Origin of the sequence: Burkholderia sp. D-99, assembly GCF_011605345.1 — a bacterium.
Lineage (GTDB): Bacteria > Pseudomonadota > Gammaproteobacteria > Burkholderiales > Burkholderiaceae > Burkholderia.
The window spans coordinates 79,037-93,960 of record NZ_JAAOXM010000011.1 but is presented as its reverse complement, the minus strand read 5'-3'; the positions used below and the strand labels follow the sequence as shown (position 1 = coordinate 93,960).

14 protein-coding genes are annotated in these 14,924 nt (G+C 67.7%); 7 read left to right on the top strand and 7 right to left on the bottom strand.

Annotation, left to right across the window (positions count from 1 at the left end; genetic code table 11):
- Positions 1–100: 100 nt before the first annotated feature.
- Positions 101–1,477, bottom strand: coding sequence for a nucleobase:cation symporter-2 family protein (locus tag HAV18_RS30015; RefSeq protein WP_166963370.1), 1,377 nt, complete (start codon positions 1,475–1,477; stop codon positions 101–103).
- A 5-nt stretch (positions 1,478–1,482) separates the two neighbouring features.
- Positions 1,483–1,866 carry a hypothetical protein gene (locus HAV18_RS30010; protein ID WP_166963368.1) on the bottom strand — a complete coding sequence of 128 codons (384 nt, stop codon included), beginning with the start codon at positions 1,864–1,866 and terminating at the stop codon, positions 1,483–1,485.
- A 50-nt stretch (positions 1,867–1,916) separates the two neighbouring features.
- On the opposite strand from HAV18_RS30010, the gene HAV18_RS30005 reads away from it, so the two are divergent.
- The 3 genes from HAV18_RS30005 to fghA all read left to right on the top strand — a co-directional run bounded on the left by HAV18_RS30005 (position 1,917) and on the right by fghA (position 5,615).
- Positions 1,917–3,368 (top strand): xylulokinase, encoded by a 1,452-nt coding sequence (locus HAV18_RS30005; RefSeq protein WP_166963366.1) that lies wholly within the window; start codon positions 1,917–1,919, stop codon positions 3,366–3,368.
- 275 nt (positions 3,369–3,643) lie between these two features.
- A complete protein-coding gene (locus HAV18_RS30000) occupies positions 3,644–4,750 on the top strand; it encodes an S-(hydroxymethyl)glutathione dehydrogenase/class III alcohol dehydrogenase (RefSeq protein WP_011353045.1) in 1,107 nt (368 codons plus the stop codon).
- A gap of 16 nt (positions 4,751–4,766) precedes the next feature.
- Positions 4,767–5,615: an S-formylglutathione hydrolase gene (gene fghA / locus HAV18_RS29995; RefSeq protein WP_166963364.1), complete on the top strand. Its 849-nt coding sequence runs from the start codon at positions 4,767–4,769 to the stop codon at positions 5,613–5,615.
- 127 nt (positions 5,616–5,742) lie between these two features.
- Here the strand turns inward: fghA and HAV18_RS29990 are convergent, their stop codons facing one another.
- The 4 genes from HAV18_RS29990 to HAV18_RS29975 are packed head-to-tail and all read right to left on the bottom strand — an operon-like array spanning position 5,743 to position 8,850.
- Entirely contained in the window at positions 5,743–6,525 is a 783-nt protein-coding gene (locus HAV18_RS29990) for a metal ABC transporter permease (RefSeq protein WP_166963362.1), read from the bottom strand.
- Positions 6,518–7,408, bottom strand: coding sequence for an ABC transporter ATP-binding protein (locus HAV18_RS29985; protein ID WP_166963360.1), 891 nt, complete (start codon positions 7,406–7,408; stop codon positions 6,518–6,520). The genes HAV18_RS29990 and HAV18_RS29985 overlap by 8 nt, the downstream gene beginning before the upstream one ends.
- 13 nt (positions 7,409–7,421) lie before the next feature.
- The gene (locus tag HAV18_RS29980; protein WP_166963358.1) at positions 7,422–8,342 is read right to left on the bottom strand and encodes a metal ABC transporter solute-binding protein, Zn/Mn family; all 921 of its coding nucleotides are present in this window, start codon (positions 8,340–8,342) and stop codon (positions 7,422–7,424) included.
- A gap of 46 nt (positions 8,343–8,388) precedes the next feature.
- Positions 8,389–8,850 (bottom strand): Fur family transcriptional regulator, encoded by a 462-nt coding sequence (locus tag HAV18_RS29975; protein WP_011546084.1) that lies wholly within the window; start codon positions 8,848–8,850, stop codon positions 8,389–8,391.
- A 328-nt stretch (positions 8,851–9,178) separates the two neighbouring features.
- Between HAV18_RS29975 and HAV18_RS29970 the strand changes: the two genes are divergently transcribed.
- A complete protein-coding gene (locus tag HAV18_RS29970) occupies positions 9,179–9,955 on the top strand; it encodes an L-iditol 2-dehydrogenase (RefSeq protein ID WP_166963356.1) in 777 nt (258 codons plus the stop codon).
- A gap of 18 nt (positions 9,956–9,973) precedes the next feature.
- On the opposite strand, the gene HAV18_RS29965 is transcribed toward HAV18_RS29970, so the two are convergent.
- A complete protein-coding gene (locus HAV18_RS29965; protein WP_166963353.1) occupies positions 9,974–11,026 on the bottom strand; it encodes an RNA-guided endonuclease TnpB family protein in 1,053 nt (350 codons plus the stop codon).
- A gap of 170 nt (positions 11,027–11,196) precedes the next feature.
- Here HAV18_RS29965 and HAV18_RS29960 point away from each other — a divergent pair, with 170 nt between their 5' ends.
- The 3 genes from HAV18_RS29960 to HAV18_RS29950 all read left to right on the top strand — a co-directional run bounded on the left by HAV18_RS29960 (position 11,197) and on the right by HAV18_RS29950 (position 14,898).
- A complete protein-coding gene (locus HAV18_RS29960) occupies positions 11,197–12,153 on the top strand; it encodes a sugar kinase (protein ID WP_166963351.1) in 957 nt (318 codons plus the stop codon).
- Complete coding sequence (locus HAV18_RS29955; RefSeq protein ID WP_166963349.1) at positions 12,141–13,502, top strand: D-tagatose-bisphosphate aldolase, class II, non-catalytic subunit; 1,362 nt, start codon at positions 12,141–12,143, stop codon at positions 13,500–13,502. Before HAV18_RS29960 ends, HAV18_RS29955 begins: the two co-directional genes overlap by 13 nt.
- A 70-nt stretch (positions 13,503–13,572) precedes the next feature.
- Positions 13,573–14,898, top strand: coding sequence for a sugar ABC transporter substrate-binding protein (locus HAV18_RS29950; protein WP_166963347.1), 1,326 nt, complete (start codon positions 13,573–13,575; stop codon positions 14,896–14,898).
- Positions 14,899–14,924: the final 26 nt, after the last annotated feature.

Genomic DNA, 14,924 nt, shown 5'->3' with positions numbered 1-14,924 from the left:
GCGGGCACTGAGCGTCGTCCGCCCCCCGCCAAGCAAAAACGCCACGGCATGCCGTGGCGTTGTTCGTTTCCGCTTCGCGCCGTCGCCCGGCGCGTCGTGATCAGTGATGCACGTCGGCCGGGCGGCCGTCGAAGTCATGTCCGGCGCGGCGGATGTCGCAGCGCGCGTCCTTTTCGCCTTTCACGCCGTTGAACACGATGTTCAGGATCACGGCCGTGGCCGATGCCAGCAGGATGCCGCTGTGCAGGATCGGGGCGAGCGCGGGCGGCAGCTTCGAGAAGAAGTGCGGCGACACGACCGGCACGAGGCCCATGCCGACGCTCACGGCGACGATGAACAGGTTGTGCGAGTTGTTCACGAAGTCGACCTTCGACAGCACCTTGATGCCGTTCGCGGCCACCATCCCGAACATCACGATGCCCGCACCGCCGAGCACGAACGGCGGCACCGATGCGACCACCTGCGCCATCTTCGGGAACAGGCCGAGCAGCACGAGGATCACGCCGCCGGTGGCGCACACGAAACGGCTCTTCACGCCCGTCACGCCGATCAGGCCGACGTTCTGCGAGAACGACGTATGCGGGAACGAGTTGAAGATGCCGCCGATCAGCGTGCCGAGACCGTCGACGCGCAGGCCGCGCACCAGGCGCTCCTGGTTGACCGGGCGATCGACCATGTCGCCGACTGCGAGAAACATGCCGGTCGATTCGATGAACGTGACGAACATCACCGTGACCATCGTCACGATCGACAGCGGGTCGAAGTGCGGCAGGCCGAAGTGGAACGGCATCACGATGCCGACCCACGGTGCGTGCGCGACGCCGTCGGTATTCACGCGGCCGATCGCGAACGCGATCGCGAAACCGGCGACGATGCCGAGCAGCACCGAGATGTTCGCGATGAAGCCGCGGCCGAACTTGTTGATCAGCAGGATCAGCGTCAGCACGAGCAGTGACAGGCCGAGATAGACGGGGCTGCCGTACTCGGGGTTGCCGACGCCGCCGGCCGCCCAGTTGATGCCGACTTCCATCAGCGACAGCCCGATCACCGCGATCACGGTGCCGACGACCACTGGCGGGAAGAACCGCAACAGCTTGCCGATCATCGGCGCGAGCACGATGCCGATGATGCCGGCCGCGATCGTCGAACCGAAGATGTCGAGAATGCCGAGGCCGGGGTTCGTGCCGATCGCGATCATCGGGCCGACTGCCGCGAACGTGCAGCCCATGATGACGGGCAGGCGGATCCCGAAGATCCACAGGCCCAGCGTCTGGATCAGCGTGGCGACGCCGCACGAAAACAGATCGGCGCTGATCAGGAACGCGATCTGGTCTTTCGGCAGCTTGAGTGCGGCGCCAACGATAAGCGGCACGGCGACAGCGCCGGCGTACATGACGAGGACGTGCTGGAGACCAAGCGTTACAAGCTTGCCGGTCGGCAGCACCTCATCGCACGGATGGACCGTGTTCGATTGCATCTGTCTCACTCCATGATCTTGTTTTCGGGGTGATACGAAGTTATGCGGAATGAATCCGCGCAACAAGAGCGCTGGGTACTATTCCGTTCTTTGCTGGTTCGATATGCCATTTCGGCATGAAACAAGGTGTCGATCATCGGGAAACTGCCGCAGGAGTGAGGTTTCCCGGTTTTATAGCCCTTCAAAATAGCGCTGGCCCCCGTGTCAAATATAGGCCGCTTTATGGTGTGTATCGGGTGGGTCGCATAGTGGCAAAAAGTGCCTGGGAAAAATCGTGCCGGGTTAACCCGCGAGCGGCCGCTTTCGCCGGCAAGGTGCAGCCGGGTGAAACCCGGCACGCAACCGCGTTTTCGGCCCGCCGCGGCGGCGGCAAAAAACGGGGCGCGCATCGCGATCCCGTTATCATCGACATCCGTTCATTCGAATTCACCGTCACGTCATGCGCCTGCTCGGAATCGACCTCGGCACCGGCTCCGTCAAACTCGTCACGCTCGATGCCGACGGCGTCGAGCGTGCGGTTGCGAGCGAACCCTATGCGCTGTCGTCTCCGCAGCCCGGCTGGGCCGAGATCGCGCCCGACACGTGGTGGCAGGCGCTCGTGCGCGCGGCCGCACGGCTGCCGGCCGACGAGCGTGCGCAGGTCGCAGCGATCGGGTTCTCGGGGCAGATGCACGGCGTCGTGTTGATCGACGCGGCCGGGCGGCCGGTGCGGCCCGCGCTGCTGTGGCCCGACACGCGCGCGGTGCGCGAAGCGGAAGCGGCCGGCTGGTCCGCAGCCGGAATGCCCGTCGCCCCGAACCCCGTTGCGCCCGGCATGGCCGGCCCGCTGTTGCGCTGGCTGGCCGCGCACGAACCCGATGCGCTGCACGCAGCGCGCTGGGCCGTGCAGCCGAAGGACTGGCTGCGCATCGCGCTGGGCGGCGACGTCGCGGCCGATCCGAGCGACGCGTGCGCGACCGCGCTCGCGACGCCTGACGGCGCATGGGATCTCGCATTGATCGACGCGCTTGGCCTGCCGACCGACCGGTTCGCATCGGTCCATCCGTCGACTGCGCGCTGCGGCACGCTCGGCACACCAGCTGCCGCGGCACTCGGCCTGCCGGCCGGCGTGCCGCTGGCGACGGGCGCGGCCGACACCGCATGCGCGGCACTCGGCAGCGGGCTCGCCACCGCCGGCGATGCGCTGCTGACGACGGGCAGCGGCGGCCAGATCGTCGTGCTCGCGGACGCGCTGCCACCCGCGCAACGTGGGCTGCATCGCTATCGCGCGGCGGCCGGCGGCGGCTATTACACGATGGCCGCGATGCAGAACGTCGGGCTCGCGCTCGAAGCCGTGCGCGGCTGGCTCGGCTACGCGCAGTGGGCCGATGCGTATGACGATGCGTTTGCACAGGCTGCGTCGGAACGCCTGTGCTTCCTGCCGTACCTGACGGGCGAGCGTTCGCCGTGGATGAACCCCGATGCGCGCGGCGGCTGGCTCGGCCTCGGGCTCGGCGACACGCGCGGCGCGATGATGCGCGCCGCGTTCGAAGGCGTCGCGTTCGCGTTGCGCGCCGGGCTCGATGCGATCCGCGACGCCGATCGCGGCGACCCGGTGACGATGCTGCGTCTCGCGGGTGGCGGCTCGGTCGATCCGCGTTGGCGCCAGTTGCTTGCCGACTCGCTGGGCGCGTCGCTCCACGCGATCGACTGCCCGAACGCCGCGACGCGCGGCGCCGCGTTGCTGGCGGGCGTCGCGATCGGGCACTGGCGCGAAGACGCGTTGCACGCGCTGGCGCCGGCCGCGTCGCCGGTTGCCGCGCCGCGCGAGGATCGCTTGCTGGCCGCGCGCCACGCGCGCTTCATCGACCTGTATGCGCGTACTGATGCATGGTTCACGACGGGCGTTTAAACTCGAACACTTGTTCTTTTGCGTCAGCGATGACGCATCGTGGCAAGCCGGCGACCGTTTGCCGCAAGCGATGCGCGGCCGGACCGGCCATCATGGCGAGCACGAGATTCTCTCGCCGAGCCGCGCGCGATGCCGCGCGGCTCGGTTTCGACAGCTTTGCATGGAACCCGGTGCGAAGCATTGGGCCGGCGTCGGCGCTGGCGCACCCACGCCGGTCGGCATGAGCGCTGACGAGCCAACCCGGGCAGACCTCACACACAGACAGGAGTCACACGATGAAGACGAAAGCAGCGATTGCATGGAAGGCGGGCGCGCCGCTGACGATCGAGGAAGTCGATCTGGAAGGGCCGCGCGCAGGCGAGGTGCTGATCGAGGTGAAGGCGACGGGCATCTGTCATACCGACTACTACACGCTGTCGGGCGCCGATCCGGAAGGGATCTTCCCGGCGATCCTCGGCCATGAGGGCGCGGGCGTGGTGGTCGACGTCGGCCCCGGCGTCGGCACCTTGCGCAAGGGCGATCACGTGATTCCGCTCTACACGCCCGAATGCCGCGAGTGCAAGTTCTGCCTGTCGCGCAAGACCAACCTGTGCCAGAAGATCCGCGCGACGCAGGGCAAGGGCCTGATGCCCGACGCGACGTCGCGCTTCTCGCTCGACGGCAAGCCGCTGTTCCACTACATGGGGACGTCGACGTTCTCGAACTACATCGTCGTGCCGGAAATCGCGGTCGCGAAGGTGCGCGAGGACGCGCCGTTCGACAAGATCTGCTACATCGGCTGCGGCGTGACGACGGGCGTCGGCGCGGTCGTGTACTCGGCGAAGGTCGAGGCCGGCGCGAACGTCGTCGTGTTCGGCCTCGGCGGCATCGGCCTGAACGTGATCCAGGGCGCGAAGATGGTCGGCGCGGACAAGATCATTGGCGTCGACATCAACCCGAAGCGCGTCGAGCTCGCGAAGAAGTTCGGGATGACGCACTTCATCAACCCGAACGAAGTCGAGAACGTGGTCGACCACATCGTGCAGCTGACCGACGGCGGCGCCGACTACTCGTTCGAATGCGTCGGCAACGTGAAGCTGATGCGCCAGGCGCTCGAGTGCACGCACAAGGGCTGGGGCCAGTCGTTCATCATCGGCGTGGCGGCAGCGGGCGAGGAAATCAGCACGCGTCCGTTCCAGCTCGTGACGGGCCGCGAGTGGAAGGGCTCGGCGTTCGGCGGCGCACGCGGCCGCACCGACGTGCCGAAGATCGTCGACTGGTACATGGAAGGCAAGATCAACATCGACGACCTGATCACGCACACGCTGCCGCTCGAGCGGATCAACGAAGGCTTCGACCTGATGAAGGCCGGCGAGTCGATCCGTTCGGTCGTGCTGTACTGACCGGGAGCGCACCGCGATGCTCGAACTCGTTTCCTCGCATGCGTGCCACGGCGGCGAGCAGCGTTTCTACCGTCACGATTCGGCGGCCATCGGCCTGCCGATGAAGTTCTCGGTGTACCTGCCGCCGCAGGCCGCGTACGGCCGCGTGCCGGCGCTGTTCTATCTCGCGGGGCTCACGTGCACCGACGAGACGTTCGCGATCAAGGCCGGCGCGCAGCAATACGCGGCGCAGCACGGCATCGCGCTCGTGATGCCCGACACGAGCCCGCGCGGCGCGGGCGTGCCGGGCGAGACCGATGCGTGGGACTTCGGCGTCGGCGCGGGCTTCTATGTCGACGCGACCGAAGCGCCGTGGTCCGCGCATTACCGGATGGAGTCGTATGTGACGGGCGAGCTGCGCGAGCTCGTCGCGGCCGAACTGCCGATCGACGGCGCGCGGCTCGGAATCTTCGGGCACTCGATGGGCGGGCACGGCGCGCTGACGCTTGCGCTGCGCCATCCCGGGCTGTACCGGTCGGTGTCGGCGTTCGCGCCGATCGCCGCGCCGACACGCTGCCCGTGGGGCGAGAAGGCGTTCTCGGGCTATCTCGGCGCCGATCGCGATGCATGGAAGGCACACGACGCGAGCGAACTCGTCGCGCGCGCCGATGCGCCGAAGTTCGCGGACGGCATCCTCGTCGATCAGGGCCTCGCGGATCAGTTCCTCGCGAACCAGCTCAACCCCGACGTGTTCGAAGCCGCATGCGCGAAGGCCGGCCAGCCGCTGACGCTGCGCCGCCACCCGGGCTACGACCACGGGTACTACTTCATCTCGACGTTCATTGCCGATCACATCGCGCATCACGCGCGCGTGCTCGCACGCTGAGCGGGAAGGGAAGCAAGTAACGCACACGGCGGGCCGCACGATCGCGGACGCATAAAAAAACGCCGGCGCTGCCCTCTGGCACGCCGGCGTTTTTCATTTTCGTGGGCGGCGCTCCGCCTCGCGCAGATCAGTCGCGCCGCAACAGGCTTGCGCCGTACACGAGCGCCGACAGCGCGGTGATCCAGAAGCTGGTCGGCCAGTCGGTGTGATACGCGAGCACGATGCCGAGCCACGCTTCGAACAATGCAAACAGCGCGGCGAGCAGCACGCCGGTCGACAACCGCGTCGTCACGTTCTGCGCGGCGGCAGCCGGCCCGACCAGCAGTGTGAACACCAGCAGCACGCCGACGATTTGCGTTGCCGCGGCTACGGCGAGCGCGCACACGGCGAGGAACAGCATCGACACCGTGCGCAGCGACACGCCCTTGGCTTCGGCCAGTTCGGGCTGCAGCGACGCGAACAGCAGCGGCCGCGCGATCAGCGCGAGTGCGAGCAGGCTCACGGCGCCGATGCCGGCGAGCACCGCGAGCGTGTCATGGCTCACCGCGAGCACGTTGCCGAACAGCAGCGCGGTGACCTGCGTCGCGAACGACGTGTAGAAATGCAGGAACAGCAGGCCGAAACCGAGCGCGCCCGACAGGATCACGCCGATCGCGACGTCGCGGCCTGCGAGCTTCTCGCCGAGCGCACCCATCCCGATCCCGGCCACGAGCGTGAAGCCGACCATCCCCCAGATCGGCGAGATGCCGAGCAGCACCGCACCCGTCGCGCCGGTGAAGCCGACGTGCGACAGCGCATGGCCGGCGAAGGTCTGCCCGCGCAGCACCAGGAAGTAGCCGACGATGCCCGCGAGCACCGCGACGATCCCCGACGCCGCGAAGGCGTTGATCATGAAGTCGTATTCAAACATCTTGCGAATGCCCGGGATGAGCGTGTCCGTGGTGGTGATGGCCGTGGCCGCCGCCACCGCCGTGCGAGTGGCCGTCGTCGTCCTCGTGTTCGTGATCGTGCTTCTCGACCTCGACGTCGCCCGACATCACGAAGATCTTGCCGTTCACGCGCATCACGTCGATCGGCGATCCGTAGAGCCGCGACAGCACGGGCTTCGTGATCACCTCGTCGACGGTGCCGAGCGCTGCGACGCCGTTGCCGAGATACAGCACGCGGTCGAGCGCATTCAGCAGCGGATTCAGTTCGTGCGCGGAGAACAGCACGGTGATGCCGAGCTCGCGCTGCACGTTGCGCACGAGCTCGACGACGCCGCGCTGGTGGTTCGGGTCGAGGCTGATCAGCGGCTCGTCGAGCAGCAGCAGCTTCGGGCTGCCGAGCAAGCATTGCGCGAGCAGCAGGCGCTGCCGCTCGCCGCCGGACAGCTCCGACAGCGGCCGGCGGGCAAGCGTCGGGCCGCCGACGAGATCGAGCACGCGGTCGACGTCGCGGCGCGTCGCCGCGTTCGTGTGCGGCAGCCCCCAGCGGTGGCCGTCGGCGGCCATCGCGACGAAGTCGTAGCCGCGCATCCGGCGGTTCGCGAGGCCGCTCCTGATCTGCGGCATGTAGCCGATCGACGCGTTGCCGCGCACGACCGGCACGCCGCCGACGGACAGCGTGCCGGCCGACACCGGCACGAGGCCGAGCACCGCGCGCATCAGCGTCGTCTTGCCCGCGCCGTTCGGCCCGAGCACGCCGACGAATTCGCCGGGTTCGATCGAGAAGCTGACGTCGCGCAGGATCGTGCGTCCGCCCAGTTCGAGCGTGACGCGATCGACGGCGAGTGCGTGGGGAGTGGCAGTCATGTCGTTGCGTCGTTTATTTCTTGCCGGCGGCGAGCGCGGCGGCGAGCGCGTCGAGCTGGCCGGCCATCCACTGCTGGAAGGTCTTCCCGGCCGGCTGTGTCTCGGTGACGCTGACCGTCGGCACGCCGCCGTCGCGCGCGATCTTCAGCATGCGCTTGGTCATCGGTTCTTCGGCCTGGCTGTTGTAGATCAGCACGCGTACCTGCTTCTTGCGCAGGTCGTTCTCGAACGCGGCGACGTCCTGCGCGCTGGCTTCGGTGTCGTTCATCGTCGCGAGCTGGAAGTGCTGGTTGCGCATGTCGAGGCCGATCGCGTCCGACATGTAGCCGAACACCGGCTCGGTGGCCGTCACCGGCACGCCCTTGTACTGCGCGCGCAGTGCGGCGACCTTGTCGTCGACGGGCTTCAGCGATGCAACGAATTTCTGCAGGTTCGCATCGTATTCGGCTTTGTTCGCCGGATCGGCGCGACCGAGCTCGGCCGCGATCGCGCGCGCGGCGGCCGGCATCGTCGCCGGGTCGTACCACAGGTGCGGGTTGTCGCCGGCCTTCTTGCCGACCAGGTCGGCGACGACGATCGTCGCGCGCTTCGCCTGTTTCGACGCGCCGAGCAGCTTGCTCATCCACGGATCGTAATTGGCGCCGTTGTAGATCACGACCTGCGCATGCTGGAGCGCGCGGGCCGTCTTCGGGCTCGCTTCGAACAGGTGTGGATCCTGGTCGGGATTGCTGAGGATGCTCGTCACCGCGACATGACTGCCGCCGATCTGCGTCGCGACATCGCCGTAGAAATTCTCGGCGGCCACGACGTTGACGGTCGCGGCCTGCGCGAACGCGGGCGCCGCGAGCGACAGGGCGGCAGTGGAGATAGCGGCGGCGAGCCAGCGGACAGGCGACAGGGCACGCCGCGGCGCGCGCTTCAGGGCAATGGACATGGAACTCCTCGTGGGAAGGGGCGGCGCGTGGCCGCGCGATTCGGCGTCAGCGTTGCGCGGGCTTGCGCTTGCAGTGCCCGCACAGGCCGCTCAGCTCGACGACCTGGTGGTGGACTTCGAAACCGTGCGCGGGCTCGCTCGCGGACAGCTGCTTCGCGAGGTCGCCGCCGGGAATCTCGACGGTGTCTCCGCACGAATCGCAGATCAGGAACTGGCCTTCGTGCGGCACGCCGATCTCGCAGCACGCGAAGAACGCGTTCTTCGATTCGATCCGGTGGATGAAGCCGTGCTCAACGAGGAAATCCAGCGCGCGATAGACGGTCGTGGGCGGCACGCGGCCGCGCTGCGGCTCGAGCTCGGCGAGCAGGTCGTACGCGCCGATCGGGCGCTGCGCGGCCAGCACGCGCTCGTAGACCTGGCGGCGCAGCGGCGTCCACGCGAGCCCGTGCTCGGCGGCGAATGCGTCGGCCCGGGACAGCCGGGCGTCAATGGACGATGAGGTAGCCATGGCATGAAGCAGGGCGTGAAACAAAGTACGGCGATGATATAACGTATCGTCGCGCCGTGCAGCGCGAAATCTCCTTTCCGTCCTTGCTCCGTCCCCTTCATCGCCGATCCGGCTGCGCCGCACCGCGCGCGCCGCGCCTTGCCCGGCGCGCGTGGCGGGCTGCTGCGGTGTGCCGTTGTGCCGCAGCGCATCATAGAAAGCCGTTACGTCGCCTTGACAGCGCGAATCGCGTATCCGATCATTCGATCACCAACAGAGCAATTGATCGGTCGCAGAGCGTTCGCTCACCTCGTGACCGTCAACCAGCAGAACGAACCGGAGACAACCAGTGAGACTGGCAGACAAGGTCGCGATCCTGACGGGCGCCGCAAGCGGTATCGGCGAGGCGGTCGCGCAACGCTATCTGGACGAGGGCGCGCGCTGCGTGCTCGTCGACCTGAAACCGGCGGGCGGGTCGCTCGCTCGGCTCATCGAGGCGAACCCCGGCCGCGCGGTGGCCGTCACCGCGGACGTCACGCGCCGCGACGACATCGAGCGCATCGTTGCCACGGCGGTCGAGCGCTTCGGCGGCGTCGACATCCTGTTCAACAACGCGGCGCTGTTCGACATGCGCCCGATCCTCGACGAATCGTGGGACGTGTTCGACCGGCTGTTCGCGGTCAACGTGAAAGGGCTGTTCTTCCTGATGCAGGCCGTCGCGCAGCGGATGGTCGAGCAGGGGCGCGGCGGCAAGATCGTCAACATGTCGTCTCAGGCCGGGCGTCGCGGCGAGGCGCTCGTTTCGCACTACTGCGCGACCAAGGCCGCGGTGATCAGCTACACGCAGTCGGCCGCGCTCGCGCTCGCGCCGCACCGGATCAACGTGAACGGCATCGCGCCGGGCGTCGTCGACACGCCGATGTGGGAGCAGGTCGATGCCCTCTTCGCGCGCTACGAGAACCGGCCGCTCGGCGAGAAGAAGCGGCTCGTGGGCGAAGCCGTGCCGCTCGGCCGCATGGGCGTGCCGGGCGACCTGACGGGTGCCGCGCTGTTCCTCGCGTCGTCCGACGCCGACTACATTACCGCCCAGACGTTGAACGTCGACGGCGGCAACTGGATGAGCTGACTTGACGTCCTCCGCCGCCTAAAGGCGGCGGATTCCCACACCTGGCGATGCACGTCCGCATCGGAGAATGTTCAGCGCAGCGTTGGTATCACGATCATGCTCGACACCACAGTCACTGCAGGCCCACTCTCTTACTCGCAGTCCCGCGATACCTTTCGGCCGCGTCGTGCTGTCTTTCGACCCGCACGCCGAACAGGACTGGGTAGAACCGCTTTCGTCGACTTCCTCGTACGTGGCTCCGTGCGCGATCGCTTTGTAACGGAGCATGTTTCGGAAAGACGACCAGGATGCGTCGTAGACGCTCTTCGCCATTCTGGTTCTGGCGAGTTTGACGGCGGAGACATTGCCGACCGCGATGTAATCGAACCGCCGCACCAGATCGAGTGCGAGCTTGTGCTGGGAATCGGCACGGGCATTCACAACCTTGGCGTGCAGCTTCGCAATATGCCGCTTGTGCTTGCGTGCACGCTGCGCCTTCGCCAGCCTTTCAGCCGCGCATCGGCCAAACCGATCATTGGGCAACTTTTCGCCGGTCGAAAGTGTGGCGAAATCTTTCAGGCCGAGATCGATGCCGACGCCGGAACGGATCGGGCGCGCTTGAACATCGGGCATCTCGATCACGATGTTGAGAAACCAGTTGCCACGCGCATCCTGCGCGAAGTTGGTGCCGTCTTTGATCTTGCCTTCGGGAAGCGGTCGACTGTTGAACACGCGGAAAGTGTTGCCGGCGAAACGGAACGCGTCGCCTTCACGCTTCAGGTCGCGCCCTTTCAACGGTACCCATCCAAGCGTTCTCTTGCCGCGATAGCGCAGGTAAGGGCGTCGGCGCTGGCTACGGGATTGTGCGTACTGCAAGCACGTTGCGTTGATCGTGCCGGAGTGAATGCCAAGCTCCTTGCTGCTGCCGCTCGTCAGTCCGTTCAGGTCGAAACCTGTTGGCCACTTCTTGCTCCACTTGAGCGCGTGCTTTTGCGTGTCGTTGCAGAAGTTCCAGACGTAGTTCACCGCACGGCTCTGCTGGTTCAGCAGGCCGTTGAGCGACTTCACCCGGTAGCGGTAGACAAGGATCATGCAAATGATCCTACCCCGTGGACGAAGCGGCCTGTCAAGCGCATATCGTTCCTTCTGGCCGCCGATAACAGTTTGTCGGAGCAACGGATGAAGTGGCATCCATGTTCGCCTCGATGGCCGCTGGCACAGGCTGAGGCCCTTTGCGCGCCAGTCTCGGGAGGGCACGCCTGATGGCCGAGATCGTCGTTGCCGGCGAACTGCTCGCCGAATTCGTCGCCGCCGAGCGCGGCCAGGGTTTCGACACGCCGGGCCTGTTCGCCGGGCCGTTCCCGAGCGGCGCGCCGGCGATCTTCGCCGACCAGGCCGCGCGGCTCGGCGCGCGCGTCGCGTATGCGGGCTGCGTCGGCCGTGACGCGTTCGGCGATGCGATCGTCGCGCGGCTCGAGCGCGACGGTGTCGACGTCGCGCGCATCCGTCGCGTCGCGCGCCCGACCGGCACCGCGTTCGTCGCATATCGCGACGACGGCTCGCGCAGCTTCGTCTACAGTCTGTCCACCAGCGCGGCCGCGTGCGTCGAAGCGTCCGATGTCGATACCGCGATGTTCGACGGTTGCCGCTATTTCCACGTGATGGGCTCGTCACTGACGAGCGAATCGGCGATCGCGGCCGTGCAGCGCGGCGTGATCGAGGCCGCGCGCGCCGGCGCGAAGGTGTCCTTCGATCCGAACGTGCGGCCCGAAATGCTGGGTTTTCGCCCGATGCGGGCGGCACTCGACGCGATGCTCGCCGCGTGCCACCTGTTCCTGCCGAGCGAAGCCGACCTGCCGTTCTTCTGCGGACCGCAGCCGGCCGAGCGCGCGATCGCGGGCCTGCTCGCGACGCATCCGCTGCTCGAGCGTGTCGTACTGAAACGCGGCGCGCAAGGCAGCGTCGCGTTCGACCGTGCGAACCGCGTCGAAGCGCCGGCCTTTTCGGTCGACGAAATCGACCCGACCGGCGCCGGCGACTGCTTCGGCGGCACGCTGGTCGCGAGCCTGGTCGCGGGCGTGCCGATCGATGTCGCGCTGCGCCGCGCGAACGCGGCCGGTGCGATCGCGGTCACGCGGCGCGGCCCGATGGAGGGCAACAGCAGCGCGGCCGAGATCGACCGCTTCCTGACCGAACGAGGTATCGCATGTCCGGCCTGACGACCTTCGCCGAACGTCCTCGCACCGCCCATGCGGACGCGGTGCTGCGGATGATCTTCGACGCGAACCGCGCTGACGCTCAGCGCGGCATCTATTCGATCTGCAGCGCGCACCGGCTCGTGCTGGAGGCGGCGTGCGAGGCGGCGCGCGCGGACGGCTCGCCGCTGCTGATCGAGGCGACCTGCAACCAGGTGAACCATCTCGGCGGCTATACGGGCATGACGCCCGCCGATTTCCGCCGCGACGTCGACGCGATCGCCGCGCGTTGCGGGCTCGCGCCGTCGGCACTCGTGCTCGGCGGCGATCACCTCGGCCCGAATCCGTGGCGGCACCGCCGCGCGGCCGACGCGATGCGCGAGGCGTGCGCGATGGTCGCCGCCTATGTGGAAGCCGGTTTCGAAAAAATCCACCTCGATGCGAGCATGGCGTGCGCGGACGATCCGGTGCGGCTCGACGATCGCACGATCGCCGTGCGCGCGGCCGAACTGTGCCGCGTGGCGGAAGACGCGGCGGCGCGCGCCGGCATGGCGCCCGTCTACGTGATCGGCACCGAGGTGCCGACGCCGGGCGGCGAAGTGAGCGGCAGCGCGAACGAAGGGGGCGATGCGGCAATCGCGCAGATCGCGGTCACGCGCAGCGACAGCATCGCGGCGACGCTCGATGCGCACCGCCATGCGTTCGCGGCGGCCGGGCTCGACGATGCATGGACGCGCGTCGTCGCGATCGTCGCGCAGCCGGGCGTCGACTTCGACGATCGCCACGTGCTTGACTACGACAGCGCGAAGGCCGCGTCGCTCGGCGCGAGTATCCTGCAGACACCACGCCTCGTGTTCGAGGCGCATTCGACCGATTACCAGACCGAGGGCGCGCTCGCCGCGCTCGTGCGCGACCACTTCGCGGTGCTGAAGGTCGGCCCCGCGCTGACGTTCGCGCTGCGCGAGGCGCTGTTCGCGCTCACCTTCATCGAGGACGCGCTGACCGGCGACGTCGCGCAGCGCTCGCGGTTGCGCGATGTGGTCGATGCCGCGATGCGCGCGCAGCCCGAGCACTGGGCGCCGTACTACCGCGGCGACGAAACCGAGCAGCGGCTCGCGCGCCAGTTCAGCTACAGCGACCGGATCCGCTACTACTGGCTGCAGCCGGCCGTCGCGGCCGCGGTCGAGCAACTGTTCGACAACCTCGCGCGGCAGCCGGTGCCGGAGACGCTCGTTGCGCAATGGCTGCCGGATGTATACGCGGCGTGCCGCGCGGGCGGCCTCGCGAAGGAGCCACGCGCGTGGGTGCGCCACCGGATACGCGACGTGATCGCGCACTATGCGCGCGCGTGCGGAATGCAGCGGCCGGCATGACGGGCCGCGAAGGAAACGACGCAACACGCAGTACCGAGACGACACTTCGAACAAACACAGGAGACATGCCATGCAACGAAAGATGCTCGCCGCCGCCGCACGCCGCTGCGCCGGAGCCGCGCTCGCGACGGCCGCCTGCGCCGCGTCCGCCGGCACGCTGACGATCGCGACGCTGAACAATCCCGACATGATCGAGCTGAAGAAGCTGTCACCGGCATTCGAGAAGGCGAACCCGGACATCAAGCTGAACTGGGTGATCCTCGAGGAAAACGTGCTGCGCCAGCGCGCGACGACCGACATCACGACCGGCAGCGGCCAGTTCGACGTGATGGCGATCGGCACCTACGAGACGCCGCAGTGGGGCAAGCGCGGCTGGCTCGCGCCGATGACGGGCCTGCCCGCCGACTACGACCTGAACGACATCGTGAAGACCGCGCGCGACAGCCTGTCGTACAACGGCCAGCTGTACGCGCTGCCGTTCTACGTCGAGAGTTCGATGACGTTCTACCGCAAGGACCTGTTCGCGGCGAAGGGGCTGAAGATGCCCGACCAGCCGACCTACGACCAGATCGCCGAGTTCGCGGACAAGCTCACCGACAAGGCGAAGGGTACCTACGGGATCTGCCTGCGCGGCAAGGCCGGCTGGGGCGAGAACATGGCGTTCGTATCGACGGTGGTGAACACGTTCGGCGGGCGCTGGTTCGACGAGAACTGGAACGCGCAGCTCACGTCGCCCGAATGGAAGAAGGCGATCACGTTCTACGTGAACCTGCTGAAGAAGGACGGCCCGCCGGGAGCGAGCTCGAACGGCTTCAACGAGAACCTGACGCTCACCGCATCGGGCAAGTGCGCGATGTGGATCGACGCGACGGTCGCGGCCGGGATGCTCTATAACAAGCAGCAGTCGCAGGTGGCCGACAAGATCGGCTTCGCACCCGCGCCGGTCGCCGTCACGCCGAAGGGTTCGCACTGGCTGTGGGCGTGGGCGCTGGCCGTGCCGAAGACGTCGAAGCAGCAGGATGCCGCGCGCAAGTTCATCGCGTGGGCGACGTCGAAGCAGTACATCGAGATGGCCGGCAAGGACGAGGGCTGGGCGTCGGTGCCGCCGGGCACGCGCACGTCGACTTATCAGCGCCCCGAGTACAAGGCCGCCGCGCCGTTCTCGGACTTCGTGCTGAAGGCGATCGAGACGGCCGACCCGAACGATCCGTCGCTGAAGAAGGTGCCGTACACGGGCGTGCAGTACGTGGGGATTCCTGAATTCCAGTCGTTCGGTACGGTGGTCGGCCAGTCGATCGCGGGTGCGGTCGCGGGCCAGATGACGGTCGACCAGGCGCTCGCTGCCGGGCAGGCCGCCGCCGACCGCGCGGTACGGCAGGCCGGCTACAAGAAGTAACGCGCAAGAAGCCGTGCAACCCGCAC